The sequence below is a fragment of the Arthrobacter sp. SAFR-179 genome (genome assembly GCF_059414945.1).
The window spans coordinates 1-25,143 of the sequence record NZ_JBPFDM010000009.1 but is presented as its reverse complement, the minus strand read 5'-3'; the positions used below and the strand labels follow the sequence as shown (position 1 = coordinate 25,143).

At 67.8% G+C, this 25,143-nt stretch carries 21 protein-coding genes; 11 read left to right on the top strand and 10 right to left on the bottom strand.

Features of this window, described 5'->3' with window-relative positions; translation table 11 throughout:
* Nucleotides 1–87: 87 nt before the first annotated feature.
* Together ACR65K_RS14275 and ACR65K_RS14270 are read left to right on the top strand one after the other, a co-directional pair.
* Entirely contained in the window at nt 88–882 is a 795-nt protein-coding gene (locus tag ACR65K_RS14275) for an SDR family NAD(P)-dependent oxidoreductase (RefSeq protein WP_440153543.1), read from the top strand.
* Nucleotides 879–2,084, top strand: coding sequence for an acyl-CoA dehydrogenase family protein (locus ACR65K_RS14270; protein WP_440153542.1), 1,206 nt, complete (start codon nt 879–881; stop codon nt 2,082–2,084). Before ACR65K_RS14275 ends, ACR65K_RS14270 begins: the two co-directional genes overlap by 4 nt.
* Here ACR65K_RS14270 and ACR65K_RS14265 read toward each other — a convergent pair.
* A complete protein-coding gene (locus tag ACR65K_RS14265; protein ID WP_440153541.1) occupies nt 2,081–2,908 on the bottom strand; it encodes a DUF1684 domain-containing protein in 828 nt (275 codons plus the stop codon). The two genes, ACR65K_RS14270 and ACR65K_RS14265, sit on opposite strands and share 4 nt — an antisense overlap.
* Before the next feature lie 92 nt (nt 2,909–3,000).
* Here ACR65K_RS14265 and ACR65K_RS14260 point away from each other — a divergent pair, with 92 nt between their 5' ends.
* From ACR65K_RS14260 to ACR65K_RS14250, 3 genes are all read left to right on the top strand, one after another.
* Nucleotides 3,001–3,540 (top strand): hypothetical protein, encoded by a 540-nt coding sequence (locus tag ACR65K_RS14260; protein WP_440153540.1) that lies wholly within the window; start codon nt 3,001–3,003, stop codon nt 3,538–3,540.
* Between the two features lie 113 nt (nt 3,541–3,653).
* Complete coding sequence (gene ppc / locus ACR65K_RS14255) at nt 3,654–6,461, top strand: phosphoenolpyruvate carboxylase (RefSeq protein ID WP_440153538.1); 2,808 nt, start codon at nt 3,654–3,656, stop codon at nt 6,459–6,461.
* Nucleotides 6,462–6,581: 120 nt separating this feature from the next.
* Complete coding sequence (locus tag ACR65K_RS14250; protein WP_056337408.1) at nt 6,582–6,887, top strand: hypothetical protein; 306 nt, start codon at nt 6,582–6,584, stop codon at nt 6,885–6,887.
* On the opposite strand, the gene ACR65K_RS14245 is transcribed toward ACR65K_RS14250, so the two are convergent.
* The gene (locus tag ACR65K_RS14245) at nt 6,884–7,513 is read right to left on the bottom strand and encodes a DedA family protein (RefSeq protein ID WP_440153536.1); all 630 of its coding nucleotides are present in this window, start codon (nt 7,511–7,513) and stop codon (nt 6,884–6,886) included. The genes ACR65K_RS14250 and ACR65K_RS14245 overlap by 4 nt on opposite strands.
* A 34-nt stretch (nt 7,514–7,547) precedes the next feature.
* On the opposite strand from ACR65K_RS14245, the gene ACR65K_RS14240 reads away from it, so the two are divergent.
* Nucleotides 7,548–8,078, top strand: a complete 531-nt coding sequence (locus ACR65K_RS14240) for an O-acetyl-ADP-ribose deacetylase (protein ID WP_440153535.1) — start codon at nt 7,548–7,550, stop codon at nt 8,076–8,078.
* On the opposite strand, the gene ACR65K_RS14235 is transcribed toward ACR65K_RS14240, so the two are convergent.
* Nucleotides 8,050–9,012 (bottom strand): RluA family pseudouridine synthase, encoded by a 963-nt coding sequence (locus ACR65K_RS14235; RefSeq protein WP_440153711.1) that lies wholly within the window; start codon nt 9,010–9,012, stop codon nt 8,050–8,052. The two genes, ACR65K_RS14240 and ACR65K_RS14235, sit on opposite strands and share 29 nt — an antisense overlap.
* Before the next feature lie 236 nt (nt 9,013–9,248).
* Between ACR65K_RS14235 and ACR65K_RS14230 the strand changes: the two genes are divergently transcribed.
* Together ACR65K_RS14230 and ACR65K_RS14225 are read left to right on the top strand one after the other, a co-directional pair.
* On the top strand, nt 9,249–9,905 hold the full coding sequence (locus ACR65K_RS14230; protein WP_440153533.1) for a helix-turn-helix domain-containing protein: 657 nt from the start codon (nt 9,249–9,251) through the stop codon (nt 9,903–9,905).
* Nucleotides 9,902–10,594: an SRPBCC family protein gene (locus ACR65K_RS14225; RefSeq protein WP_440153531.1), complete on the top strand. Its 693-nt coding sequence runs from the start codon at nt 9,902–9,904 to the stop codon at nt 10,592–10,594. The genes ACR65K_RS14230 and ACR65K_RS14225 overlap by 4 nt, the downstream gene beginning before the upstream one ends.
* Nucleotides 10,595–10,702: 108 nt before the next feature.
* Here the strand turns inward: ACR65K_RS14225 and yczR are convergent, their stop codons facing one another.
* Nucleotides 10,703–12,289 (bottom strand): MocR-like transcription factor YczR, encoded by a 1,587-nt coding sequence (gene yczR, locus ACR65K_RS14220; protein ID WP_440153529.1) that lies wholly within the window; start codon nt 12,287–12,289, stop codon nt 10,703–10,705.
* A gap of 61 nt (nt 12,290–12,350) precedes the next feature.
* Between yczR and yczE the strand changes: the two genes are divergently transcribed.
* Nucleotides 12,351–12,986, top strand: coding sequence for a membrane protein YczE (yczE, locus tag ACR65K_RS14215; RefSeq protein ID WP_440153527.1), 636 nt, complete (start codon nt 12,351–12,353; stop codon nt 12,984–12,986).
* Between the two features lie 68 nt (nt 12,987–13,054).
* Here the strand turns inward: yczE and ACR65K_RS14210 are convergent, their stop codons facing one another.
* Genes ACR65K_RS14210 through ACR65K_RS14200 form a run of 3 tightly spaced genes read right to left on the bottom strand, consistent with a single transcriptional unit; the run spans nt 13,055 to nt 20,706 of the window.
* The gene (locus ACR65K_RS14210; protein ID WP_440153526.1) at nt 13,055–13,885 is read right to left on the bottom strand and encodes an Fpg/Nei family DNA glycosylase; all 831 of its coding nucleotides are present in this window, start codon (nt 13,883–13,885) and stop codon (nt 13,055–13,057) included.
* Nucleotides 13,878–19,061: an Lhr family helicase gene (locus tag ACR65K_RS14205; RefSeq protein ID WP_440153524.1), complete on the bottom strand. Its 5,184-nt coding sequence runs from the start codon at nt 19,059–19,061 to the stop codon at nt 13,878–13,880. The genes ACR65K_RS14210 and ACR65K_RS14205 overlap by 8 nt, the downstream gene beginning before the upstream one ends.
* Nucleotides 19,062–19,110: 49 nt before the next feature.
* The gene (locus ACR65K_RS14200; RefSeq protein ID WP_440153522.1) at nt 19,111–20,706 is read right to left on the bottom strand and encodes an FAD-dependent oxidoreductase; all 1,596 of its coding nucleotides are present in this window, start codon (nt 20,704–20,706) and stop codon (nt 19,111–19,113) included.
* Nucleotides 20,707–20,897: 191 nt separating this feature from the next.
* Between ACR65K_RS14200 and ACR65K_RS14195 the strand changes: the two genes are divergently transcribed.
* Nucleotides 20,898–21,371, top strand: a complete 474-nt coding sequence (locus ACR65K_RS14195) for a DUF4383 domain-containing protein (protein WP_440153520.1) — start codon at nt 20,898–20,900, stop codon at nt 21,369–21,371.
* Nucleotides 21,372–21,498: 127 nt separating this feature from the next.
* On the opposite strand, the gene ACR65K_RS14190 is transcribed toward ACR65K_RS14195, so the two are convergent.
* A complete protein-coding gene (locus tag ACR65K_RS14190; protein ID WP_440153518.1) occupies nt 21,499–22,155 on the bottom strand; it encodes a DUF4232 domain-containing protein in 657 nt (218 codons plus the stop codon).
* 199 nt (nt 22,156–22,354) lie between these two features.
* A complete protein-coding gene (locus ACR65K_RS14185) occupies nt 22,355–22,564 on the bottom strand; it encodes a hypothetical protein (protein ID WP_440153709.1) in 210 nt (69 codons plus the stop codon).
* Nucleotides 22,565–22,777: 213 nt separating this feature from the next.
* Here ACR65K_RS14185 and ACR65K_RS14180 point away from each other — a divergent pair, with 213 nt between their 5' ends.
* Nucleotides 22,778–23,125, top strand: a complete 348-nt coding sequence (locus ACR65K_RS14180) for a hypothetical protein (protein ID WP_440153516.1) — start codon at nt 22,778–22,780, stop codon at nt 23,123–23,125.
* Nucleotides 23,126–23,226: 101 nt separating this feature from the next.
* On the opposite strand, the gene ACR65K_RS14175 is transcribed toward ACR65K_RS14180, so the two are convergent.
* The gene (locus ACR65K_RS14175) at nt 23,227–24,942 is read right to left on the bottom strand and encodes a thiamine pyrophosphate-dependent enzyme (RefSeq protein WP_440153514.1); all 1,716 of its coding nucleotides are present in this window, start codon (nt 24,940–24,942) and stop codon (nt 23,227–23,229) included.
* Nucleotides 24,943–25,143 lie beyond the last annotated feature (201 nt).

The window sequence follows — 25,143 nt, the reverse complement described above, 5'->3', positions numbered from 1 at the left end:
GTGCGGCAGCGGCTAATTTCAGTTAACATTCATTAACTGTTGCTCGAGGCCGCGCCGCGGCACGGGAACACGCATCAAGGAGGATGTATGGACATCAAAGGCAGCGTCGCACTGGTGACAGGCGGCGCCTCCGGGCTGGGGGCAGCCACAGCACAGAGGTTGTTCGACGACGGGGCGTCCGTAGTCCTCGTTGACCTCCCTTCCTCCAACGGGCAGGCAGCAGCGGACGAACTCAACGGCCGTGCCCAAGCAGGCCAGGCCGCCGCCTTTGCCCCTGCGGACGTGACCAGCGAGGCTGACGTGCGGGCCGGCGTCGGGACCGCTGCAGGGATGGGGCCGCTCCGGATCGTGGTGAACTGCGCCGGGATTGCCACCCCGGGCAAGGTGCTGGGACGCGACGGCGTGCTGCCCCTGGAAGCCTTCAGCCGCGTCATCCAGGTGAACCTGATCGGCACCTTCAACGTCCTCCGGCTGGCCGCCGAAGCGATGGTGGCCACCGAGCCCGCGGTCACCGAACTGGGTGGCCCGGAGCGCGGCGTCATTATCAACACCGCCTCCGTGGCCGCCTTTGACGGGCAGATTGGCCAGCCCGCCTACTCCGCTTCGAAGGGGGCCGTGGCTGCCATGACGCTGCCCATCGCACGGGAGCTGGCCCGCTCGCTGGTCCGCGTGGTCACCATTGCGCCCGGCATCTTCGAGACGCCCATGATGGCCGGCCTGCCGCAGGAGGCGCAGGATTCGCTGGGCGCCCAGGTTCCGCACCCGTCCCGGCTGGGCAAGCCGGCCGAGTACGCCAGCCTGGTGGCGCACATCGTGGACAATGCCATGCTGAACGGCGAGACCATCCGCCTTGACGGCGCCATCCGGATGGGGCCGAAATGAGCGCGCGGGACACGTCACAGCTGCCGCAGGCCGATTTCTTCGCTGTGGAGTCATTGCTGGGCGACGCCGAGCGGAACAAGCTCGCCGAGCTCCGGGACTTCCTGGCAGCCGAGGTGGCGCCGCACGCCGCCGACTGGTGGAACAAGGCGGAGTTTCCCGCCCACATCCTGCCCAAGCTGGCCGCGCTGGAACTGAGCACGCCCGCCCACCGCGGCTACAGCCACCTGTTCGCGGGTCTGGTCATCGCGGAAATAACCCGCGTGGACACATCCCTCGCCACGTTCTTCCTGGTCCACCACGATCTCTTCGTCGAGTCCCTGCACACCTTCGGCAGCGGGGACCAGAAGCAGCGGCTGCTGGCCGACGCCTCGGAGCTGCGCACCACGGGGGCGTTCGCCCTCACCGAACCCCTGCACGGCTCGGACGTGGCGGGCGGGATGGAGACGCGGGCCCGGCGGATATCCACCAGCACCGGGGAAGCGGACGACGACGGCGACACCTGGGTGCTCAACGGCGCTAAACGGTGGATCGGCAACGGGACGTTCTGCGACTACATGCTGGTGTGGGCCCGGGACGAGGCGGACGGTTCCGTGCGGGGCTTCATCGTGGACGCCACCCTGCCGGGGGTCAGCCGGACCAGGATCGAGAACAAGATCGCCCTGCGCACGGTGCAGAACGCGGACATCGTGTTCCAGGACGTCCGGGTAGCGGAGGCGGACCGTTTCAGCGGGATCAGCAGCTTCGAGGATACCAAGGAACTGCTGCGCAGCTCCCGGATCATGGTGGCCTGGCAGACGGTGGGCCAGCAGCTGGCGGCGTTCGACGTCGCCCGTCAGTACGCGGTGGAACGCGAGCAGTTCGGCCGCCCGCTGGCACATTTCCAGCTGATCCAGCAGCAGCTGGTGACCATGCTGGGCAACGCCGTGGCCAGCATGGCCATGATGGCCGGAATCGCCAGGCTCCAGGAACAGGGCGCCGCCGACATGCCGCAGGTGGCCCTGGCCAAGTCCTACCTCAGTGCCCGGATGCGCGAAACCGTGGCGCTGGGCCGGTCTATCCTGGGCGGGAACGGCATCGTCACCGATTACCGGATGGCCAAGATCTTCGCCGATGCCGAGGCCATCTACACCTACGAGGGGTCGTTCGAGGTGAACACCCTGATCGTGGGGCGCGCCATTACCGGAATCTCGGCCATCTCCTAAGCGGGGTACGGCTGCTTCTCGCCAGCCTCCACCCGGATGTCCAGGCTGTTGTTCGGCACCGGCATGGGGCAGGTGCCGTAGGGGGTGAAGGCGCTGGGGTAGTTGATGGCCCGGTTGAAGTCCAGTACCACGGAGCCGTCCGGACGGGGGCGGGGGAGCGAGAGCTTCCGCCAGTCGTCGGTGGTGTCGCCGTTGGTCTCGTCGTGGAACGTGACGGTCAGGGCGCCGAGTTTCTCTTCCTCCGCCTGGAGCCGGAATTCGTGGTTGCTGCCGGGGAGGCGGAAAACCACTTCGCCCACACTGCGGTGCACGCCGTCCACCAACGGGTTCGCGGTTCCGATCGGTACGTCCACTGGTGCGGGGTAGGGCTCAAACCGGCCCGTCACCTCCCAATCCGGGTTGTAGGGATAGGTGGGGACGCCGTCGAAATCTGTGAAAACCTGCGACGACGAGTCCCGGGTGCGGATGGCGTACCGCCCGCCGCGCATGGCCAGTTCCACCACCACCCGGTCCCCGTTGGGCCCGCCGAACTGCACCCACATCAGCGACTCCTCGTCGGCCAGGACCGCGGAAATGGTGCCGTCCACCTGTTCTCCGGTCTCCACCAGCGTGAGCCCGTCCGACGGGACGGCGGTGAGGAACGCCGTCGTGCCCGCGCCGTCCGTGGACCACAGGCCCGGGGCCAGGTCGACGGCGGCGGGGGAGCCTTCGAGCCACTGGAAGGAGGTGAGGGTGAGCCAGCCGTGCGGCGTTGCAAGGGCGTTGTCGCGGTTGGTGCGGAAGCGCTGCCAGCGCTCGACTTTGGCGGCTGGGGTGGTGGCCATGGTTCCTTCCGGTTGGGTTCTGCCACCGCTACAACCCCCGCCGCATGCCGCTTGTTCCCGCGGCTGGACGTCCGCCGGGGTTGAATGGGTGAGTGGACATCCTTGCAGGAGTAAACCGGGAATGGCTGGCGGCACTGACCTGGCTGGCGGCGCTGTCCGCCGGCGCGGGTGTGCTGCTCTGGCGCCGCCGGTGTGCAGACCTCGCCGTGCTCACCGCCGTCGTGGTTTTCATGGCAGCAAACGTCGGCGCCGGTATCTATGTCCTGAACCACCTGGCGGACGGGCGCTGGGGCGGGGACGCGCAGGCCAGGCTCGTCGCGCCGTCGCTTTCCGGGACTCCGGTAGTGGGCCAGTTCCTGGGACCGCTCGACGGCGCCATGGCAGGCATGGCGGGCGGGGTCAACGACTTCATCGACTTCCGCGCCGCGCTGCCTGTGGCGCTGGACTTCTTCGCAGCCGCCGGCTGGGCCCTGGCCGTTTCGGTGCCGGTGGCGCTGGCAGCCGCCGCCGTCCAGGCTGGAAGGGTCCGCCGTCGGAACGCTGAGCTGGCTGCCTGGCGCACCGAGGTGGCGCAACTCCGTGCCGAGCTTGACGGAGTGAAGCGCCACGTGGGGTACCGCGACATCTTTTGAGACGGATTCCACTGCTGCAACCCGCCGGGGGTAGCATCTTTAGCTAGTAACGTGGCTCACAGTATCCAGCGCAGTGTACGAGCCAAGTCCAAAACCCTCGAAAGATTGCGTCAATGGCACACACTGCAACAGCGCCCGAAACAGATCTCGCCTCCGAACTGCGCGCGGACGTCCGGCGCGTTTCCACCCTGCTGGGGGAATCGCTGGTCCGCCAGCACGGACCGGAACTCCTGGACCTCGTGGAGCAGGTCCGGCTCCTGACCAAGGAATCCAAGGAAGCGGCCCGCGGCGGTGCGCACGCCACCGGCCCGTGGAGCGCGCACGACGTCGTTGCCCAGGTCCGTGAACTCCTGGGCTCCCTGCCCATCGAGCAGGCAACCGACCTGGTGCGCGCCTTCGCCTTCTACTTCCACCTGGCCAACGCCGCCGAACAGGTCCACCGGGTCCGCGGGCTGCGGACCCGCGCCGAAAAGGACGGCTGGCTGGCTAAAACCGTGGCGGACATCGCCGCCCAGGCCGGTCCTGAAGTCCTGCAGGAAGTTGTCAACGGTCTGGACGTGCGCCCCATTTTCACGGCACACCCCACCGAGGCCTCCCGCCGCTCCGTCCTGGACAAGATCCGCAAGCTCTCGGACGTCCTGTCCCAGCCCACCGCCGAAGGATCCACCGCCCGGCGCCGGCAGGACCGGCAGCTGGCCGAGATCATCGACCAGATGTGGCAGACCGACGAACTGCGCCAGGTCCGGCCCACGCCGGTTGATGAAGCCAGGAACGCCATCTACTACCTGGGCGGCATCCTCACCGACGCGATGCCGGAAATGCTCTCCGAGCTCTCCGAACTCCTCGGCGAGCATGGCGTCACCCTGGCCTCCAAGGACGCCCCCATCCGGTTCGGCTCCTGGATCGGCGGCGACCGCGACGGCAACCCGAACGTCACGGCCGCCGTGACCCGCGAAATCCTGCAGATCCAGAACCAGAGCGCCATCCGCATCAGCATCGGCATGATCGATGAGCTGATCTCCATCCTCTCCAACTCCACGGCGCTCGCAGGCGCGGATGATGCGCTGCTCGAGTCCATCGATGAGGACCTGAAGAAGCTGCCCGGCCTGGACAAGCGGGTCCTGGAACTGAATGCCCAGGAGCCGTACCGGCTGAAGCTCACCTGCATCAAGGCCAAGCTCATCAACACCGGCAAGCGCGTGGCCGCGAACACCAACCACGAGCACGGCCGCGACTACAGCGGCACCGATGAACTCATGGCGGACCTGCAGCTGCTGGAACTGTCGCTGCGCAACCACTCCGCAGCCCTGGCCGCGGACGGCGCGCTGGCCCGCGTCCGCCGCGCCATCGCCTCCTTCGGCCTGCACCTGGCCACCCTGGACATCCGCGAACACGCGGACCACCACCACGACGCCGTGGGGCAGCTGATGGACCGGATCGGCGGCCCCGGACTGCGCTACGCCGAGCTGAGCCGTAAGGAGCGCTTCGAGGTGCTGGGCTCCGAACTGGCCTCCCGCCGCCCGCTGTCCGGCCACCCGATCAAGCTCGACGGCGCGGCCGACGGAACCTACGACGTCTTCCGCGAGATCCGCCGGGCCCTGCGCATGTACGGCCCGGACGTCATCGAGACCTACATCATCTCCATGACCCGCGGTGCCGACGACGTCCTGGCCGCCGCCGTGCTGGCCCGTGAAGCCGGCCTGGTGAACCTCTTCGGCGACAAGCCCTACGCCAAGCTCGGCTTCGCGCCGCTGCTGGAGACGGTGGAGGAGCTGCGGGCCTCGGCCGAGATCATCGACCAGCTGCTGTCCGACCCCTCCTACCGTGAACTGGTGCGGCTGCGCGGCGACATCCAGGAAGTGATGCTGGGCTACTCGGACTCCAACAAGGAATCCGGCGTGATGACCAGCCAGTGGGAGATCCACAAGACCCAGCGCAAGCTGCGCGACGTTGCCGCGAAGCACGGGGTGCGCGTCCGCCTCTTCCACGGCCGCGGCGGCTCCGTGGGCCGCGGCGGCGGGCCCACCTACGACGCCATCCTGGCCCAGCCCAACGGCGTCCTGGAAGGCGAAATCAAGTTCACCGAGCAGGGCGAAGTCATCTCGGACAAGTACTCGCTGCCGGAGCTTGCCCGCGAAAACCTGGAGCTTTCCCTGGCCGCGGTGCTGCAGGGTTCGGCCCTGCACCGCGATCCGCGGACCTCGGAGGACCAACGGGAACGGTACGGGCACGTCATGGAGGCCATCTCCGACGCCGCCTTCGACCGCTACCGCAAGCTGATCGATCACCCGGACCTGCCAGCCTACTTCATGGCCTCCACCCCCGTGGAGCAGCTGGGCTCCCTCAACATCGGCTCCCGTCCGTCCAAGCGCCCCGACTCCGGCGCCGGGCTCGGCGGCCTGCGCGCCATCCCGTGGGTCTTTGGCTGGACCCAGTCGCGGCAGATCGTGCCGGGCTGGTTTGGCGTGGGCTCCGGGCTCAAGGCCGCCCGTGAGGCCGGACATTCCGCCCAGCTGGTGGAGATGATGGACCACTGGCATTTCTTCGGCTCGGTGCTTTCCAACGTGGAGATGACGCTCGCCAAGACAGACATGGACATCGCCGGCTACTACGTGGCCACCCTGGTCCCCGAGGAGCTGCACCATCTGTTCCGGGCCATCCGGGAAGAGTATGAGCTGACCGTGGCCGAGGTCCGGAAGCTGACCGGCGAGAACCTGCTCCTGGACGCACAGCCCACGCTGAAGCGGTCCCTGGAAATCCGCGACCAGTACCTGGATCCCATCAGCTACCTCCAGGTGGAACTGTTGCGCCGCATCCGTACCGAGGGCGAAATCAGCGGAGCGGAAATCGACGAACGCCTCCAGCGGGCCATGCTGATCACCGTCAACGGCGTGGCGGCCGGCCTCCGCAACACCGGGTAGACGCCCGCTCACCTTTGACAGCTTTTCCCGAGACGCCCGCTCACCCTCCAGCTGGAAGGTGAGCGGGCGTTCCGGTTTTAGGCGCAGGAGGTGAGCGGGGGTTTGGATAGGGTTGGAGGCATGCCTTCCTTCCAGACCCGCCTCAAAATCACCGGGCTGCGGCCGGGCAATCCGCCCGAGTCCGTGATGGACGCGGCCGTCGAGGCGCTGGGCACCCGCCACCACGTGGAGGCGCACCAGCTCCAGCTCGCCGGCGGCGTCCCGCAGCTGAACCTGCGCTTCCTCGTGGAAGCCAGCGAGTACAGCGGCGAGAACCGCCAGGCGGTGGAGTCGGCAGCCATGATGCGCGACGCCGTCGAACGCGTTGCGCTGACAGGCCCACTCAGCGTGCTGCGGCGCAGCCGCGGCAAGTGGCTGCCCGTCTAGCCTGCGTCGGGGAGGGAATCGGGTTCATCGACCACGGGGGACCGGTCGCCGCGCCGCCGGGTCACGATGATGCCCACCACGGCGCCGATCACCAGGCCCACGGCCACGCCGATCAGCGAGCTCGCCCAGAACGGCAGTTTGGTGGCTGATCCCGTGAAGTAGCCCAGGCCCACCAGCCAGCACGCCCACAGGACGGCGCCCAGTCCGGCACAGAGGCTGAAACCGCGGACGGAGACGTTGGCGATGCCGGAGGCGGCCGATGTGGCCAGCCTGCCGCCCGGGATGAAGCGGGCCCCGATGATGGTCCCGTAGGTGGACGACCGGCCTGCCTTGGCCAGGGCCGCATGGATGCCGGAATGGACGCGGCGGCCCCATTTCCAGCGGTCCAGCACGTGGCTCAGCCGCCGCCGGAAGAGGTGGAACACCACCATGTCGCCCAGCCAGGACGCCAGGGCCGCGAGGACAAGCACGAGGAACACATTGGCGCGGCCGTCAGCAGACAGCGCGCCACCGGTGATCACCACCATCTCCGACGGGATGGGCGGGAAAATGGCATCGCCGAGGACCACCGGGATGACCCAGAAATAAAGGGCCGTCCCCCAGCTGTCAACGCTGCCGAAGTCCATTGCCACAAGGTACCGCACTTGGGAAACTGGCGGCATGCGGGTCTCGGTTCTGCAGGGTGACATTACGCAGCGGCGGGTGGATGTGGTGGTGAACGCCGCGAATGCGTCGCTGCTGGGCGGCGGGGGAGTGGATGGGGCGCTGCACCGCGCTGCCGGGCCGGAACTGCTGGCCGCGTGCCGGGAACTGCGCGCGATGCAGCTGCCGCACGGCCTCCAGACCGGGGCCGCCGTGGCAACACCGGCATTCCGGCTGCCGGCGCGCTGGGTGATCCACACGGTGGGACCCAACCGCCACGCCGGCCAGACCAACCGCGCGCTCCTGGTGTCCTGCTTCAGCGAGAGCCTGCGGCTGGCAGATAGCCTGGCGGCGGGAACGCTGGCCTTTCCGGCGGTGGGGGCCGGTGCTTACGGCTGGCCGGCTGCGGCGGTGGCGCAAACAGCGCTGGACGCGGTTGTGGGCTTCCGCGCCCTGCATCCGGCAAGCAGCCTGGAGTTGGTGGAGTTCGTGCTGCACACGGAGGAGGTGGAGACGCTGTTCAGGGACGTACTGGAGCCGCTTCGCTGAGCTCCAGGCTGCTGCGGTACTCCACCGGCCTGCCGTAGACCGGATCCACGAACCTGATGCCCCGGGCCAGCAGCTGCAGCGGTTTGGCGTAGTTGTCAGGTGCCTTGTCCAGCAGGTCTGGGTAGAAGGCATCGTTGACGATCCCCAGCCCCAACGACGCCATGTGGACCCGCAGCTGGTGGGTCTTTCCGGTGTGCGGTTCCAGCCGGTACCTGGCCAGGCGCTGCCCCGCGCCGTCGGCACCTGCCGCAGGCCCGCCGTCGAACGTTTCCAGCCGCTCAATCCTGGTTTCCGCGTTGGGCTCGCCGTCAATGACCTCGGCCAATAGGTAGCTGCGGGACTTGGTCATCCGGTTGCGGACCACCACGGGGAATTCGACGGCGGGGTACCCCGGCGCAGGTTCGGCGGCGGACACGCACTCGTACTCCTTCTGGACCTGCCGCTTTTCAAACAACACCTGGTATTTGCCGCGGGTCTGCGGGTTGGTGGAGAAGAGCAGGACGCCCGCGGTCATCCGGTCCAGCCGGTGCATGGGGATCAGGTCCGGCAGCTCCAGCTGGTTCCGCAGCCGTACCAGGGCCGACTCCTGGATGTACGTGCCGCCCGGCGTGGTGGGCAGGAAATGCGGCTTGTCCACCACCAGCAGGTGTCCGTCCTGGTGGAGGATGTTGATTTCCACGGGCAGCCGCGTCTCCGGCGGCAGGGTGCGGTAGTACCAAATGAAGGTGTGGTCTTCTAGTCTGGTGTGCCGGCTCAGGGGGATGCCGCCCTCGCCAACGATCTCGCCCGCGTCGAACCTGTCCTCGATGCCCTGCGGATCGATGTGCCCCCACCGGTGCATCATGTAGTCCATTGCAGTGTCCCACGGCCCCCCTTCCGGGAGGCGAAGACGGGTGGCGTTGACGCCGTCGCGCACGGGGAGGGGGGATTGCATCACCGGTCCATTCTACCGGCGCCGCCGTGGCCGAAGCCGGCCACCGGGGTTGCCGCCGCCGAACCGTGGGAACGCGTCCAGGTCGCCGGAACGCTTCCAGCTCGCCGGAACGCGTCCAGTACGCCGGAACGTTCCGGCGATCCCAGCGCTTTCCGGCGAGTCCGCTCCCGGCGAGCTCGCTTCCGACGACAAAAAAGTTCTTGACAAAAAAAGTTGTCGGTTGCGACACTGGAGGCATGCAGGACATCGCAGTCATCGAGGACCCGGCAGCGGCCGAGGCATCCCTGGACCCCATTCGCGCCCGGATCCTGCGGGAGCTCGTCCAGCCGTCCTCCGCCGCCCAGTTGGCGGTCCGGGTGGGACTGCCCCGGCAGAAGGTGAACTACCATCTCAAGGCGCTGGAGCGGCACGGGCTGGTGGAGCTGGTGGAGGAACGGCGCAAGGGCAACGTGACCGAGCGGGTTCTGCAGGCCACGGCAGCCTCCTACCTCATCTCACCGTCGGCATTGAACGAAGTTTCCCCGGATCCGCGCCAGTTCGCCGACCGCTTCTCCGCCTTCTGGCTGCTGGCGCTCGCGGGCCGGATGGTGCAGGAGGTGGGGAAGCTGATTGCCGGCGCCGCCGCTGCCCGGCAGAAGCTGGCCACCTTCGCCATCGACGGCGAGATCACCTTCCGCACCGCCGCCGACCGTGCGGCCTTTGCCGAGGAGCTCGGCGCCGAGGTCACCCGGCTGGTGGACAAGTACCACGACGGCGGGGCGTCACCGAAGGGACGGCGGCACCGGCTCGTCGTGGCGCTGCACCCTGCACTTAAAGAGTCCAGTGCCCTCAAGGCAACCGATGAATCCCATCCACGCAACGAATCCCATCCAGGCAAGGAGCAGGACAAATGACCGACAACCGCAACTTCGAGATCGTCTACGACATGGAGCTCCCCGGCACTCCGGAGCGGGTATGGGAAGCGGTAACCAACGGAACGCCCGCGTGGATGTTCCCCACGGACCAGTGGCCGGACGTCAAGACTGTGGAGGAGTACCCGCACCACCTGGTCTCCCGGATGGATGGTCCGGACGGCTGGTTCAACCAGCTGGAACATGTGCTGGAACCGCTCGACGGCGGCAGGGCCCGGCTGCACTACGTCCACAGCGGCATTTTCGCGGACAACTGGGACCAGCAGTACGACGGCGCCAGCCGCCACACCGAGTTCTACCTGCACACGCTGGGCCAATACCTGCAGTACTTCGACGGCAGGCCGGTGGTGTTTACGGACATCCAGGCACCGGCGGCCTCCCAAGCACCGGACGGCTTCATCCGGCTCCGCGAAGCGTTGGGTGTCAGTTCCGCCAGGCAGGGGGCTGCGGTGGAGGTGGAGCTCGACGGCGTAGGCCGGCTTGCGGGCGAGGTGGACTTTTCGAACGAGCACTTCCTGGGCCTGCGCACTGAGGACGCCCTCTACCGGTTCTTCGGCCGCAACGCTTTCGGCGCCCCTGTGGGCATGACTGTCCACGACTTCAGCGGCGCCGGTGATTCCGAAACCACGGCCAAGGCCTGGGGCGGCTTCCTGGAGCGCGTGTACGCGTAAAGGGGACTCCCCGTTTGGCGCCCCAGTCGCCGGATGTGTGCGTAACCGCCGTAACTCTCCGGCGGTTACGCACACATCCGGCGATTCCGGTGCTGGCGGGTCAGCTGGTCAAGCAATAGCCACGTCCGGGGCCTTCCCAAGGCTCCGGCGCAGTTGCGGGGCGGCGTCGAGCCGGTCCTGCGCGGACCGCAGCGCCAGCACCGCGGTCTCCAGCTTTTCCGGCGGCAGCGTAAACGGCACGCGGAGATACTGTTCGAAGGCGCCGCCTATTCCAAACCGTGGCCCCGCCGCCAGCCGAATGCCAAAGTCGGGAGCAATGACCGTCAGGGCGGTGCTGGTGGGGCCGGGCAGCCTGCACCACGCGGACAGGCCGCCCGATGGGTAGAGGGTTTCCCACGCCGGGAGATGGCCTGCGAGGAGTTCCAGCAAGACTGACCGGTTCTCCCGGAGTCCGGCGAGCCGGGCCGGGAGCGGTTCGTCCAGGGCGCGGACCAGGTGGGCCGAGGCCAGTTGTTCCATCACTGGTCCTCCCAGGTCCAGGGATGTCCGGGCGGACGCAAACCGCTGGATCATGTCCTCGGATGCACGGATCCAGCCAGTTCGCAGCCCGCCCCAGTGGGACTTGCTGAGCGTGCCGATGGTCACCACGGCCGGGCTGAACGCTGCCACGGGAGTTGTGTGGGTGCCATCGAGGTTCAGGTCCCGCAGGGTCTCATCCACCACCAGGGTTGTACCGGCCGCCGCGGCCGCCTTCACCAGCTGGCGGCGCTGGGTGTCCGGCATGAGTTGGCCGGTGGGGTTGTGGAAGTCCGGCACTACATAGGCCATCCTGGGCCGCTGCTGCACGATTGCCGCCTTGAGCCCCTGCATGTCCCAGGCCACGGTGGCCAGGTCGCCTGTCCTGCTGGAATCTGCGGGTTGGAGGACCTGAAGGGGTGCGAACGCCACGGGTACTGCACGGCACCCCGCGGCACGGATGGCATCGAGTGCGTTCGGATAGCTCGGATGTTCCACCAGCACCTTGTCCTGCCGGCCGGTCAGGGCGCGAAGGATGATGTTCAGGGCGTGCTGCGCACCGGAGGTCACCAGCACCTGGCCTGCCGTGGTGGGTACACCCGCAGCCGTGTAGCGTGCTGCGACTGCTTCGCGGAGGGGGAGCAGGCCCATGGCGTCATAACCGAACCCGGGCAGCAGCGCCGGAAGCTCGGTCAGGGCCGCCGCGAAGGCCCGGTGCACCATTTCGCCGCTGGCGGGCAGGGACGAATAAGCCAGGTCGATCAAACCCTCCGGCGCTGCCAGCCCGGGTGCTGCCAATCCCAGCGCACCAGGGCCCGCGGCAGCTGCAGCTGCCGCCTTTCCCTGCCCGGACGTCCCCGGGCCGCCAATCAGTGGCCCAAGAAGCACCGTGGTGCCCGCCGCCGTCGTGCGCGGAATCCTGGTGCGGCTCCTGCTGCCCTGACCGCTGCTCAGGAAGCCCTGTTCGCGGAGGTGGCCGTAGGCTGCCGTCACCGTGGTCCGGCTGACGCCCAGGGCTACGGAAAGGGCACGTTCGCTGGGCAGTGCCGTGTCCAGGGCTACCCGGCCGTCCAGCACCAGGAGACGGACGACGTCGGCCAGCTCACGGTAAGCGGGGGAGGCGCCCGGATTCCACGTGCCCAGGAGGCGCGCAAGTGCCGATGCGGTAAGGGAAGACATCAGGCCAGTATCTCAAACTGGCTATGTATTCCAATGCCAGTTGCGTGGAAAGGTTGTGTGCATGATGACCCGCAGACTCCTCCAGCTGTTCACCGGCCTTGCCATGTATGGCATATCGCTCGCCATGTTCATCCGTGCGGGCCTCGGCCTGGACCCCTGGGACGTGTTCCACCAGGGCCTGGCCAACCGCACCGGCCTGAGCATCGGCGGGGTGGTCATCATCGTGAGTTTCCTGGTCTTGCTGCTCTGGATCCCGCTGCGGCAGTGGCCAGGCTTCGGAACGTTGTGCAACGCGGTGCTTGTGGGAGTGTTTGCGGACGTTGGGCTGGCGCTTATCCCGGCGGTGTCCCAGATCGCAGGCCAGTTTGCACTCCTGGGCGGTGCCATTGTGCTTAATGGCATCGCTTCCGCGTGCTACATCGGGGCGCGTTTCGGGCCAGGGGCGAGGGACGGGCTGATGACCGGGCTGGCCCGCCGCACCGGGTGGTCGGTACGGCTGTCGCGCACGCTTATTGAGGTGTGCGTCCTGGCCATCGGCTGGCTGCTGGGCGGTTCAGTGGGCGTGGGCACCGTGGCCTACGCGCTGGCCATCGGTCCTTTGGTCCATGTGCTGCTGCCGCGCTTCATGGTTCCCGTCTCCCCGCCGAAGACCGCCGGGGAGGCCACTGCCGTCAAGGCTCCGGAACACTGTGCCTGAACAACCCTCTGCCTGAACAACCCTCTGCCTGAAGGGATCAAGGCCTGAAAGATCAGAGCCTGAACAGATCAAGCCGGTGCAGGCTGGCACTTCGGGCAGAAGTAGATGTCCCGTTCTTCCTCGCCGTTCGGTTTACCCAGCAGTCCGCGCTGGATGGCGGTGCCGCACTTCAGGCATGGTTGGCGCTCCCGTCCGTAAACCCAGTACCCGGGCCTGCCCGCCATCCTGCCCACCGGCATGCCGCGTGCGTTGAGGATGGTCACGCGGCGACCAGGCCCCAGGTTGACCTCCAACAGCTGTTTTGCGTCGGTCATCAGGGTCCGCACGTCGGCGACCTCTGAAACAGGCGTGGCGGGATGCACCGCGGACAGGAAGCAGGCCTCGCAACGGTAGATATTTCCGATGCCCGCGAGGTTCCGCTGGTCCAGAAGCGCAACTCCCACCGGCACCTCGGGGCGCGAGCGGATCCGGCGTTCCGCCTCGTCCAAGTCCCAGTCCGGGCCCAGGAGGTCCGGTCCGAGGAACCCGACGATGGAGTCCTCGTTGGACGTAGGCACCACTTCCACAATGCCCAGTGAGAAGCCGACGGCGTCGGCCGCGGCCGTGCGCAGCACGCACCGGGCAGTGAAACCCGGCTTCCGCCACCTTCCGCCGGGCGGATAGACCTGCCAGGCGCCTTCCATCTTCAGATGTGAGTGGATAGTCAGCCTCTTGTCCCCCGGGCTGACCACCCGCATCAGGAGGTGCTTGCCCCTGGGAACCACCTCCGCAACGGTCCAGCCGGCCAGGTTCAGCGTGGCGAACCGGGGCACCCGGAAATCGGATGCCAGCAATGTCTGTCCGGCCAGGGCCTCGTGCAGCTGGCGGGCCGCCCGCCAGACGGAATCGCCCTCAGGCACGGATCCTCAATCCCTTCGGGGTGGAATAGGCGCCGGCGCCGCTGAGCGCGGCGGCAACGGGGGTGTCCAGGATGCCGTGCCCGTTTACTTTCTCCATGATCAGCTTGTCCACGGCTCCGCGGGTTACAACACCCACCAGTGCCGCGCCCGCAGCCGCGAGGACGGCCTCGTCATCACTGAACGCCAGCAGTGTCTTTCCGCCCCGCTCCACATAGAGGACCAACGCACCGTCCACCAGGACAACCAGTGCACCCGCCTTCCTGCCGGGACGGTGGCCGGTGCCGGCGTCGTCCTGCAGTGCCGGCCAGGGGAGCGCCGCACCGTATGGGTTGGCAGGATCGGTGGCGGCGAGTGCCAGGGCAACAGGGTCCGCCTTGGCCAGTTGCGTGTCCTCAGAATAGGAGCGGAGCCGGTCCACTGTGGCGGGAACGGCGAACTGTGCGGCACCAAGGTGTTCGATGAAGTAACCCCGGCGGCAGCGGCCGGCCTCCTCCAGCCGGGCCAGCACCTTGTACATCAGGCCGAAGCCGCCCAGGATCTGTTCCGCCATCACCGAGCCCCTGGTGACCACGCCGTAGCGGTCCAACAGGAGTTCCGCGGTGGCCCGGGCATGGATGGTGGCATCGAGTTCCGGCTCGGGAAGCGCGGACCAGCGGCCTGCGGCAGTGGGCGGGGTGGCGGCACCCTGCGGTCCGTACCGGCCCCCGGCCAGTCCGGCGGACCCCATCAGGCCGGTGCCGTGGGAACGTCCCAGCCGGCTCAGTCGCGGCGCCCTGGCCCGCGGTGCCCGGGCCACCTGCCGGTGGGCCGTGTGGCCGCCGGCGATCAGGGCCCGCACCGGGGCGAACGTGTCCCCGGTGATCCGGCCGGCCCACGCGAGGTCCCACAGCGCAGCCACCACTTCCTGGTCACCCAGGACGGCATCCATGCCGCCCGCTACCTCGGTCAGCTGGCGGAAGAAATACCCGCCGCCGTTGTTGCGCAGGTGGTCCAAGAGCCGCTGGCCGGCGTCCCCCGGTTCGAACCCGGGCGCGGGGTTGAGCGTCAGTTCCACCGAGTCCGCCAGGTGCAGGCTGATCCAGCCGTCGTTTCCCGGAAGCGCTCCGGCCCCGGACCAGAGCACTTCACCTGCGGCCATCAGTTCATCCAGCATGGCGGGCTGGTAGTTGGAGACCCGGGTGGCCAGGACCAGCGGCTCCCAGGCCGACGCAGGAACCGGCACTCCGGAGAGCTGGTCGATGGCGGTGATGATGCCGTCCAGGCCCCGCAGCGACGGCTGTCCGCGGCCGCCCCCGGGAGTCCTGACATGCTGCCACGCCGGCAGGAAACGTCCGTAGGCGGCGGCATCCACGGGTTCCACTTCTGCCCGCAGCGCCGCCAGGGAACGACGGCGAAGCTTGCGCAGCACCTCGGCGTCGCACCATTCGCTGTCAACAATGTGCGGAACATCGGAGGCAGGAGAGCCGGCTGCTGGTCCATCCGCTGGATGTGGTCCGCCCGGTTCTCCGGTATCGAGCGAGGCGTCCCGGTCACCGTTGGAATCCGGCTCTGCGGCCTCCAGGGGTGCGGCCTCCGGCGGTGCGGCATGTGGCCGGAACTCACCCTCCACCACGCGTCCATCCGCTGCCAGGCGTTTCAGGGCCGTTCCCACCACAGCCACACCGAGGCCCAGCCGGGCGGCCGCCTCGGCTGCGGTGAAGGGACCATGTGTCCTGGCATACCGGGAAACGAGGTCGCCCAGGGGATCGGCCACCGGCTCGATGAAAGCCAGCGGAACTCCCATGGGCAGCGGAACACCAATGGCGTCGCGGAGGCGTGCCGCGTCCTCCACCGCGGCGAAGCGTTCCACGCCGCCGATGTTGACCTTGATGGCGCGGTTGGCGCGCTGAAGCACTGCCAGGTGCGCCGCCGCCTCTTCCACGGTGGCTGCAGCCGAGGCCGATGGGGTTTCGGCGGGCCCGCTTTCGTCGAACCCTGTTTCATTGGGCCCTGCGTCAGCGGGCACTGCCAACGCATCGCCGGCTTCATCAAGCCCAACCCCTGCGATGTTCTGCCCAGCTCCGGCGGCGTCCTGCCCACCCGGAGGGGCACCCTGCCCAACCACCGCCGCACCCTGGAGCCGCGCCGCCGTCTCCTCGGGCGCAAGCGGGCCGAGCAGCCGCAGGAGATCGGCTACGCCTTCCATTCCCCGTGCCCGCCGGTCCGGCGCCAGGCGCTGCAGCTCGCGTTCGGTAGCCTCGATGACTTTGGCATCCAGGAGTTCGCGCAGCTCCACCCGGCCCAGCAACTCGTTCAGGAGGGTGGAGTCCAGGGCCAGGGCGGCGGCCCGCCGTTCCGCGAGCGGGGAGTCGCCCTCGTAGAGGAACTGCGCCACATAGCCGAAGAGGAGTGACTTGGCGAAGGGCGAAGGCTGCTGGGTGGTGGTCTGCACAATCCGCAGCTCCCGCCGTTCCACGGAAGCGGCAATGTCCTTCAACGCGGGCAGGTCGTAGACATCCTGCAGGCATTCGCGCACTGTTTCCAGCACGATGGGGAACGTGGGGTACTTCCTGGCCACATCCAGCAGCTGCGCCGACCGCTGGCGCTGCTGCCACAGTGGCTGCCGTTTGCCGGGGGTCTGGCGGGGCAGCAGGAGCGCGCGGGCAGCGCATTCCCGGAACCGCGAGGCGAACAGGGCGCTGCCGCCCACCTCGGCCGTGACGAGCTGCTCGAGTTCCTCGGGATCGAAGAGGAACAGCTCGGCGCCGGGCGGCTCGTCCTCCATCATGGGCACCCGCAGCACGATGCCGTCGTCGGCTGCCATGGCTGAGCCGTCCAGCCCGTAGCGCTGGTGCAGCCGTTGCCCCACGGCAAGCGCCCACGGCGCGTGCACCGGCATACCGAAGGGACTGTGCAAAATGACCCGCCAGTCGCCCAGTTCATCATGGAACCGCTCCACCACCAGGGTGGTGTCACTGGGGACCACCTCCGTGGCCTGCTTCTGCTCGCTGAGGTACTGGATGAGGTTGTTCGCGGCAAATTCATCCAGACCGCTGGCTTTGCAGCGTTCGGTGGCAGGCCCGACGTCGGATGCGGACAGTTCACGCACGAAGGCGCCCAGGGCGCGGCCCAGGTCAACGGGCCGGCCCAGCGAATCGCCCTTCCAGAACGGCAGCTTTCCGGGCTGGCCGAACGCGGGGGAGACCAGGACGCGGTCGTGGGTAATGTCCTCGATCTTCCAGCTGGTGGCACCCAGGGCAAAGACGTCCCCCACCCGGGACTCGTAGACCATTTCTTCGTCCAGCTCGCCCACCCGCCGGCCGCCCTTTGGGGCGCGGGCCGGTTTGCCGTCATCCGAGGGGGAGGCGGAGCCCTCCTGTTCGGTGCCGATGATGTAGACGCCGAACAAGCCGCGGTCCGGGATGGTGCCGCCTGACGTGACGGCAAGGCGCTGGGCGCCAGGCCGGCCTTCGATGGTGCCGGCATTGCGGTCCCAGATGATCCTTGGCCGCAGTTCGGCAAACTCGTCTGACGGGTACCGCCCTGCCAGCAGGTCGAGGGTGGCCTCGAACGCTGACCGGGGGAGCGAGGCAAAAGGGGCCGAGCGCCGGACGGTGCTGAACCATTCCTCCACGTCGATGCTGCCCAGGGCGGTTGCGGCGACGGTCTGCTGGGCCAGGATGTCCAGCGGGTTTGCCGGGATGCTGAGCCGTTCGATCTTGCCGTCCAGCATCCGTTCCACGGTGATGGCCGTGTGGACCAGGTCTGCCCGGTGCTTGGGGAACAGGACGCCCTGGGAAATCTCGCCCACCTGGTGCCCGGCGCGGCCCACCCGTTGCAGCCCACTGGCCACGGACGGCGGCGACTCCACCTGCACCACCAGGTCCACGGCACCCATGTCGATGCCCAGTTCCAGGGACGACGTGGCCACGACGCACCGCAGCCGCCCGGACTTGAGGTCGTCCTCGATGAGGGCCCGCTGGTCCTTGGACACAGAACCGTGGTGGGCGCGGGCCAGCACCGGGTCGGCGCCGGCCGAGCTCCCGGCCTGGGCCATCATGTGTGCAGGGGTGGCAGTGGAAGCGGGAATGCCCGACGGCGGTCCCCCCGGCGTACCGGCAGCACCCGCCTGCCCTTCCGGGCCGGGATCGTCCCAGCCGCCGCCCACGGCAACCAGTTGGCGTTCGCTATGGATCTCGTTGAGCCGGGCAGTAAGGCGTTCGGCAAGCCGCCGGGAGTTGGCGAAGACAATGGTGGACTGGTTGGCCAGCACCAGGTCCACGATCTTTTCCTCCACGTGCGGCCAGATGGAAGCCTGCGGCTGCAGCCCGGACGCCGGGCCGGAATCGAACGCCCCGGCCGCTCCCTGCAGGTCCGACATGTCCTCCACCGGCACCGAGACCGTGAGGTCCCAGTTCTTCCTGGCAGGCGGCGCCACGATCTCGACGGGGGCCGAACCGGCAAGGAACTGAGCCACGAGTTCCCGGGGCTCCACCGTGGCGGACAGCCCGATACGCTGCGCGGGTTTGGGCAGCAGCGCGTCCAGCCGCTCCAGGGACACGGCAAGGTGGGCCCCGCGCTTGGTCCCGGCCACGGCGTGGACTTCGTCAATGATGATGGTGTCCACCTCGGCAAGGGTTTCGCGGGCCTTCGAGGTGAGCATGAGGAACAGGGACTCGGGGGTGGTGATCAGGATGTCCGGCGGGTTGGCCAGAAGGGCGCGGCGGTCGCCCGCGGGAGTGTCCCCGGACCGGACCCCCACCGTGATCAGCGGCGCGGGAAGTTCCAGCCGCTTTGCCGTCTGGGTGATGCCGATCAGCGGGGAGCGCAGGTTCCGTTCCACGTCGACGCCCAAGGCCTTCAGGGGCGAAATGTAAAGGACACGGGTTTTGCGTTTGGGGGCCCGCACCCGCTTGCCCTTTGCCGGCGCTTCAGCGGCGGGGTCAGGGGCATGGGATGCCGAGACCAGGAGCCTGTCAAGGGCCCACAGGAAGGCCGCGAGGGTCTTTCCGGAACCGGTAGGGGCCACCACCAGCGCATGCGATCCCGAGGAGATGGCGTTCCAGGCGCCTGCCTGCGCAGGTGTGGGCTCCGAAAACGCGCCCAGGAACCAGTCCCTGGTGGGCCGGCTGAATTGGCCCATTGAGGCGGCCGCGCCGGGGACGCTGCTGCCGGCAGGACGCTGTTCCTGGTTCATGCCTCCATCATGCCCCAAGGCACTGACAGTGAACTCCCGGATGGCCTGTTCACGCAGGCGGAGCCTCCGGCAGGTCCTTGGTGGCCGGGCCCTCGAGCAGCTTGCCCTGGCTGGTGAAGCGCGAGCCATGCAGGGGGCAGTCCCACGACTGTTCGTTGTCATTCCAGTGCAGGATGCCGCCCAGATGGGTGCAGACTGCCGACAGCCGGCAGGTTGTTCCGGCCACGGTGGAGACAGCCACCGGCCGGTTGCCCTCGCGGTAGACCTTGCCCTGGCCTTCGGCGGGGATGGCGGACGGGCCGGCAGGGATTGCAGCAGGACCCGGGGCGTCGGGTGCCGTAGGGGCAGGCTCCGCCGGAACAGCGGATCCGCCCGCGCCCCGTTTCAGGCCATCAAACTTCCGGCCCTCGGCGGTCACCTTCCCCCAGTCGGAAGCCAGTCGTGCAGCCACGCCGGCATTGAGCGCCACGGCGGACAAGGCGCCTGCCGGTGAGGTGATGCGGTGGTGGATGGTGTCCGCCCAGGGCACCTGCCCGCCCAGGATGTCCGCAGATATCCCCAGCGCTGCGGCGACGGCATTGGTCATTCCCCACTTGTTGTAGCCTGTGCCGAAATAGATCTGGCCCTTGCCGCGCGGAAGTTTGCCGAAAAAGGGCATGAGGTTGGTGGGCAGATAATCCTGCGCGGACCAGGTGTGCGTGGTGACTGCGCCGGGGTAATGCCCGCCCGCCCACTCGAGCAGGCCGGAAAGGTGCGCCTTTTCCGAATCCGTCCGGCCCACCTGATGCCCGTGCCCGCCCACGAGCAGCAGGTTCCTGCCGTCTACCGCGTAGTCGCGAAGGGAATGGGTAGGCTGTTCCACGGAGATGTACATGCCCGGCGGGGGCGCCTGGTCCTCCTGCAGCTCAAGGGCCGCCGCGTAGGAACGGCTTGGCTTCAGTTTGGCGAAATACAGGCCACGGTCCAGGACGGGGATGCCCGTGGCAAGGACCACCTTGTCCGCCCTGACACTGCCACGGTCGGTCTTGACCGCTGAGGGTGCATCGCCGGTCACGTCCCGGAGGCGCACGCCGCTGACGATATGGCCGCCCCGGCTGCGGATGTCAGCCACCAGTGCGTCGATGACCTCAATGGGGTTGATCTGGGCCTGGTCCCTCAGCCGCACCGCTCCGTGGACAGGGAATGGCAGGCCGGCGTCACGCACGTAATCCACGTCCAGCCCGGCGGTACTGGCGGCGCTCACCTCTTCGCGCAACTTCTCGGTGCCTTGCGCAGACGAGGCGTAGGTGTAGGCGTCGCGGCGCTGGAAGGGCACGTTGTGTTCCTCCAGGTAGCGCAGCAGCCACGCCTGGCCTTCCCGGTTCCCGTCCACGTACGCCTGCACCTGCTTCTGCGAGTACTGGCGGGCGAGCTGGGACAGGAAGGTTCCCTGCAGCAGGGTTACCTTCGCGGTGGTGTTGCCGGTGGTCACGGCCCCGGGAAATCGGGCTTCCAGTACCAGGACGCTTTGCCCGGAGCGGGCCAGCAGCAGTGCGGTGACCAGTCCGGTGAGGCCGGCGCCCGCCACCACCGTGTCGTACCTGGTGTCCGGTTCGAACGGATCAGAAGTGAAGGGATCCCTGCGGTCCAGCCAAATCGACGTCATGCCAGTCCAACCTGCCTCCGGTGCAAGGCCCTCGCAGGCCACTTTGTGATGGGTCTGTTATCGACCCCTGCTATCCGCTGCTGATTTGCTAAGTATACTTACGATGTCGGGGTTTAAGTCCATGGTCGGGCACTATAGGTCACGCTTCACCCGGCAGCCAGAAGCACTCAACGACACAAGCAGGAGAAATCATGACAACCATGAATTCCGGCGGTCGCACTGTAGGCCGGACCAACATCCAAAAAGCCGCCCTTGCCGTAGGCGTGGTCTTCCTCCTGGTAGGGATCCTGGGGTTCATCCCCGGCATCACTTCCAACTACGAGTCCCTGGGGTTCGCGGGGCACGGATCCGGGGCAATGCTGCTGGGTCTCTTCCAGGTATCGATCCTGCATAACATCGTCCACCTGCTGTTCGGCGTCGCAGGCATTGCCATGGCCCGCAGCGTGCCCGGCTCGAAGAACTACCTGGTGGTGGGCGGCGCCATCTACCTGGTGCTGTGGCTCTACGGCCTGCTCATCGGCCAGGACACTGCTGCCAACTTCGTCCCGGTCAATACTGCGGACAACTGGCTGCACTTCGTCCTCGGTGTTGCCATGATCGGCCTGGGCGTGGCCCTGTCCCGCGGCACGGCACGAACCGGCCGCACCACCACCGCAACCCGCTAAGAACAAGAATGCGGTAACGACGTAAGGCCAGCCGGCGGAACAGGAACGTTCGACGGCGGCCCGGAAGTACGAAAGGCGGCCCGGCTTGATTGCCGGGCCGCCTTTGGCCGTTAAAGATCCCGTTGGGTCAGACGGGCTGGAATGCGCCGATGCTGAGCAGGGTGATGTTTGCGTTGCTGCAGGCCCGGGTGGGCTGCGGGATGAACAGTGACTCGGTGTCCTCGGGCGGATAGACCCGGTATCCGGCCGCATCAACGAGGGAGCAGTCCATGTAGTTGCCTGCCTGGGTGTAGCGCAGCACCGCCGTGCCGGTCTGGCCCGGAGCCAGCAGGACGTCGACGACACCGGCGGAATCGTCCCGCGTTGCCGGTGCACCAATGGGGGCGCCGGCGGCCTCTGCCACCAGGGAGACGCCCGGGAAACCCCTGAGGATGCAGGGCTCGGAGCCCTTGTTGGTGAGGTTGAGCTTCATGTAGACACTGCCGGCAGCGCCGCCGCCGGAGGCGTCGGTGGCGGCGGTGAGCCCGGCCGCCTTGCACAAGGCGGGGGCACCGGCGGGGGTGGTCCCGGGAGCGGGGGAAGCAGGCGTCGACGTGGCCGGTGCCGAAGAGGCCGGAGGCGGCGTTGACGCGGTTGGCGACGGGGACTGGCTGGCCTGCCCGGTGGCGGGCGACGTCGTTGTCTGGGACTGCGGCTGGCTTGGACCGCACGCGGTGAGCAGCAGCGCTGCCGCTGCGGCCGCCGTCGTCATGGCAAACCCCTGGGAAATTTTCTGAGACCTCATGGCACCACCTTCGCCGTACCTGTTGCCCGCGTCAACGATGCCACCGGCAGTAGCCGCAATTTGATGCCCGGATCGTGATGATCCCGGCATCAAACATGCCCGCAATACCGCCTGCCCGGTCATTTCGCCGGCCGGCCTTTCCTCCGCCCTCAGTCCGTTTCCGGCCCGCTGCAGTAGGGGCAATCGTCCGGGCAGTCCGTCATGACGGCACCCCTGCCAGGTCGAAGCCGTCGGCGATGTGGAACAGCCGCCGGCCACCTGCCGGAGCGGTTACCCACACCACGTCGCCGTCGTGGGTCCGGGCATCTACCAGCCCGCTGAATGCGGTGTACCCATTGCTTCGGAGTTCCACTGTGTCGCCGATGTCGACGTTGTCCCAGCGGACGGGGCTTTTTACGCGGCTCGTCATTGAAGTCACGGTTCTTCCTGTGGGGAGAATGGGCCAGGCAGCCACTGCCGCCCGGTGATGCCATCAAACAGCCCGGCGAGGGTCCGGCTCAATGGAGGAATGGCCACCCGTTCCGGAGTTGCTTTGTGCAGCCCTCCAGCAGGGTCCTTGTGCCGGCGCGGAACGGCAGGGTTAGACTGCCTGCGTACGCATTGGCGATCAAAGGAGAAGTTCATGGACTACACCGGAAGCCAGTCGGAAAAGGCGGTTCCCGCCGGTGAACTGGGCCGCAGCCACATCGGGCAGACAATCAGCTTCCAGCCGAATGAGTTCACCGTCGTCTTCGGCAAGCTCGCCGGTATCGCGCGGACTGAGGCCATGGTCTACCTGTCCATGACAGGGGTGGGAAACGGTACCCACCTGAAGGACGAGTACGACCTTCCGCTGACCCATGAGGTCTACGTGCCGGTGGACGTTATTTCCAACGCGGAATCGACCATCAAGGACCTGTTCGGGAAGGTCCAGGAGAACCTGCGCGGGGCCGGCCACAAGGGCGGCGAGGACCGGACGGACCGGCTCTAACCCGCACCGAACCTTAAGGACGTGGACGACGGCGGGAGGTCCCGCCGTCGTCCACGTCACCTGTGTTCCGGGCCAGCCGCCAGGCCCGGCGGGCGCTGGTCCTAGTACGCTTTGACCCGCTGCTCCACCACGAGGTGGATGAGCGCGAACACGCCGTCCCGGTCGATCGCTTCCAGTGCGGCATCCAGCGCGGCCGGGACGTCCCGGTCCTCGGTCACCGTGACCCCGAACCCCCCGAAAGCCCTGGCCATCAGCGCAAAATCGGGGTTCTTCAGCTGGGTGCCGGACACGCGCTGGGGGTAGTGCCGCTCCTGGTGGGTGCGGATGGTGCCGTACTCCTGGTTGTCCATGACCACCACCAGCGGGGTGGCGCCATACTGGGCAGCCGTTGCCAGTTCCTGCCCGTTCATGAGGAACTCGCCGTCCCCGGCAATGGTGACCACGCGCCGTCGGGGGTCGGCAAGGGACGCGGCGATGGCCGAGGGAACGGAGTACCCCATGGAACCGTTGCGTGCGCTGATCATGGACGCGTAACGGCGGGTGGGGAAGTACCGGTGCGCCCAGTTGGTGTGCTCACCTGCACCGAAGGTCACCATTGCGTCCTCAGGCAGCCGGGGGACGAGGTTGGCCATCAGGGTGTCCATCCGGGCCTGTCCTGCCGCTGGGGCAGCAGGTGGCAGCGCGGCAAAGCCCTCCTGCTCGGCGCGCATCCGGCCCGTCCAGGCCTTCCACTCGTCCTTCACGGGCAGGCTGATGTCCGCCAGGCCGCGCACGAACGCCTCCGGCTTGGCCAGGATCTGCCGCGACACCGGACCTGACCTTCCGCGCAGTGACGGGTCCACCGTGACCAGGAAATTCTCCTTGTTCCAGTCCTGGCGGCAGACGAAACCGTCCGTAATGACGTCCCCCGGCACCGTTCCCACGAAGACCAGGAGGTCGGTCTCCTCCAGCAGGTCATAGGTGGGGCGGGGACGGCCGTAGCCGATGGGGCCGACGTAGGAGGGCGAGTCGAAGGGCACCGTACCCTGCGTCCGCCACTCCGCCGCCGCCGGGATGTGGTGCCGTTCCAGCCATTCGGTGAGCTGGTCCGCTGTTTCCTGCGTCCAGTCATTGCCGCCGGTGACGAAAAGGGGCTTGCTCGATTCAGCCAGCGCCGCTTCCAGCGCTGCTGCGTCCGTGCTGGCCATGCCGCCGCCGGCAACCGGGATCGCAGGGTGCAGCGCGGGGCTGACCTGCTGCCGGATGATGTCCTCGGGCAGGCCCACCACCACCGGTCCGGGCCGCCCGCTCATGGCCGCAAACATCGCTTCCGCCACGATCTCGGACGCCCGCTCCGGGTGGTCAAGGACCATCACCCGCTTGGCGCCGGTGTCGAACCAGGACTTGATGTCGAATTCCTGGAAGGCCTCACGGTCCCGGTGGGCAAACGGGATCAGCCCCACGAATAGCAGCATGGGGGTGGAATCCTGCCAGGCGGTGTGCAGCCCAACATGGGCATTGGCGGCACCGGGCCCCCGGGTCACCATCGCCACCCCGGGACGCTGGTTCAGCTTCCCGTCGGCTTCGGCCATGTAGGCGGCGCCGCCTTCATGTCGGCAGACGATGGTTTCGATCGTCGAGTTGTGCAGGCCGTCCAGCACGTCCAGGAAGCTCTCGCCGGGAACCACGTAGGTGCGTTCGACGCCGTGCGCCACCAGCGAATCAACGATCACGTGCCCCGCGGATTTCAGGGCGGGCACCGCGGCGTCCTGGTGAGGGACGACGGCGGCGGGCGGGGTAGGGGAGGAGGTCAGGGTGGACTGCGGCTCTGGTGTCATGTTCTTTCTTTAGCTCGGAGGGTGGCGGAAGTGCCGGGGTCAGGAAATGGGCGTGCGGTTGGCGATGACGGGGGATTTCCCGGTGTAGCCGTCGCGGGTTTCGGCGATTTGGCGGATGCGTTGGCGGCAGGCGTACCAGCCGATGACCATGAGGATGGAGGCGATGGCGGTGACGAGCATGGTCAGGGGTGAGTCGATGAA

Coding starts and splice junctions, on each gene's coding strand:
- ACR65K_RS14275 (WP_440153543.1), top strand. CDS start 88: ATGGACATCAAAGGCAGCGTCGCACTGGTGACAGGCGGCGCCTCCGGG.
- ACR65K_RS14270 (WP_440153542.1), top strand. CDS start 879: ATGAGCGCGCGGGACACGTCACAGCTGCCGCAGGCCGATTTCTTCGCT.
- ACR65K_RS14265 (WP_440153541.1), bottom strand. CDS start 2,908: ATGGCCACCACCCCAGCCGCCAAAGTCGAGCGCTGGCAGCGCTTCCGC.
- ppc (WP_440153538.1), top strand. CDS start 3,654: ATGGCACACACTGCAACAGCGCCCGAAACAGATCTCGCCTCCGAACTG.
- ACR65K_RS14250 (WP_056337408.1), top strand. CDS start 6,582: ATGCCTTCCTTCCAGACCCGCCTCAAAATCACCGGGCTGCGGCCGGGC.
- ACR65K_RS14245 (WP_440153536.1), bottom strand. CDS start 7,513: ATGGACTTCGGCAGCGTTGACAGCTGGGGGACGGCCCTTTATTTCTGG.
- ACR65K_RS14240 (WP_440153535.1), top strand. CDS start 7,548: ATGCGGGTCTCGGTTCTGCAGGGTGACATTACGCAGCGGCGGGTGGAT.
- ACR65K_RS14235 (WP_440153711.1), bottom strand. CDS start 9,012: ATGCAATCCCCCCTCCCCGTGCGCGACGGCGTCAACGCCACCCGTCTT.
- ACR65K_RS14230 (WP_440153533.1), top strand. CDS start 9,249: ATGCAGGACATCGCAGTCATCGAGGACCCGGCAGCGGCCGAGGCATCC.
- ACR65K_RS14225 (WP_440153531.1), top strand. CDS start 9,902: ATGACCGACAACCGCAACTTCGAGATCGTCTACGACATGGAGCTCCCC.
- yczR (WP_440153529.1), bottom strand. CDS start 12,289: ATGTCTTCCCTTACCGCATCGGCACTTGCGCGCCTCCTGGGCACGTGG.
- yczE (WP_440153527.1), top strand. CDS start 12,351: ATGATGACCCGCAGACTCCTCCAGCTGTTCACCGGCCTTGCCATGTAT.
- ACR65K_RS14205 (WP_440153524.1), bottom strand. CDS start 19,061: ATGAACCAGGAACAGCGTCCTGCCGGCAGCAGCGTCCCCGGCGCGGCC.
- ACR65K_RS14200 (WP_440153522.1), bottom strand. CDS start 20,706: ATGACGTCGATTTGGCTGGACCGCAGGGATCCCTTCACTTCTGATCCG.
- ACR65K_RS14195 (WP_440153520.1), top strand. CDS start 20,898: ATGACAACCATGAATTCCGGCGGTCGCACTGTAGGCCGGACCAACATC.
- ACR65K_RS14190 (WP_440153518.1), bottom strand. CDS start 22,155: ATGAGGTCTCAGAAAATTTCCCAGGGGTTTGCCATGACGACGGCGGCC.
- ACR65K_RS14185 (WP_440153709.1), bottom strand. CDS start 22,564: ATGACGAGCCGCGTAAAAAGCCCCGTCCGCTGGGACAACGTCGACATC.
- ACR65K_RS14180 (WP_440153516.1), top strand. CDS start 22,778: ATGGACTACACCGGAAGCCAGTCGGAAAAGGCGGTTCCCGCCGGTGAA.
- ACR65K_RS14175 (WP_440153514.1), bottom strand. CDS start 24,942: ATGACACCAGAGCCGCAGTCCACCCTGACCTCCTCCCCTACCCCGCCC.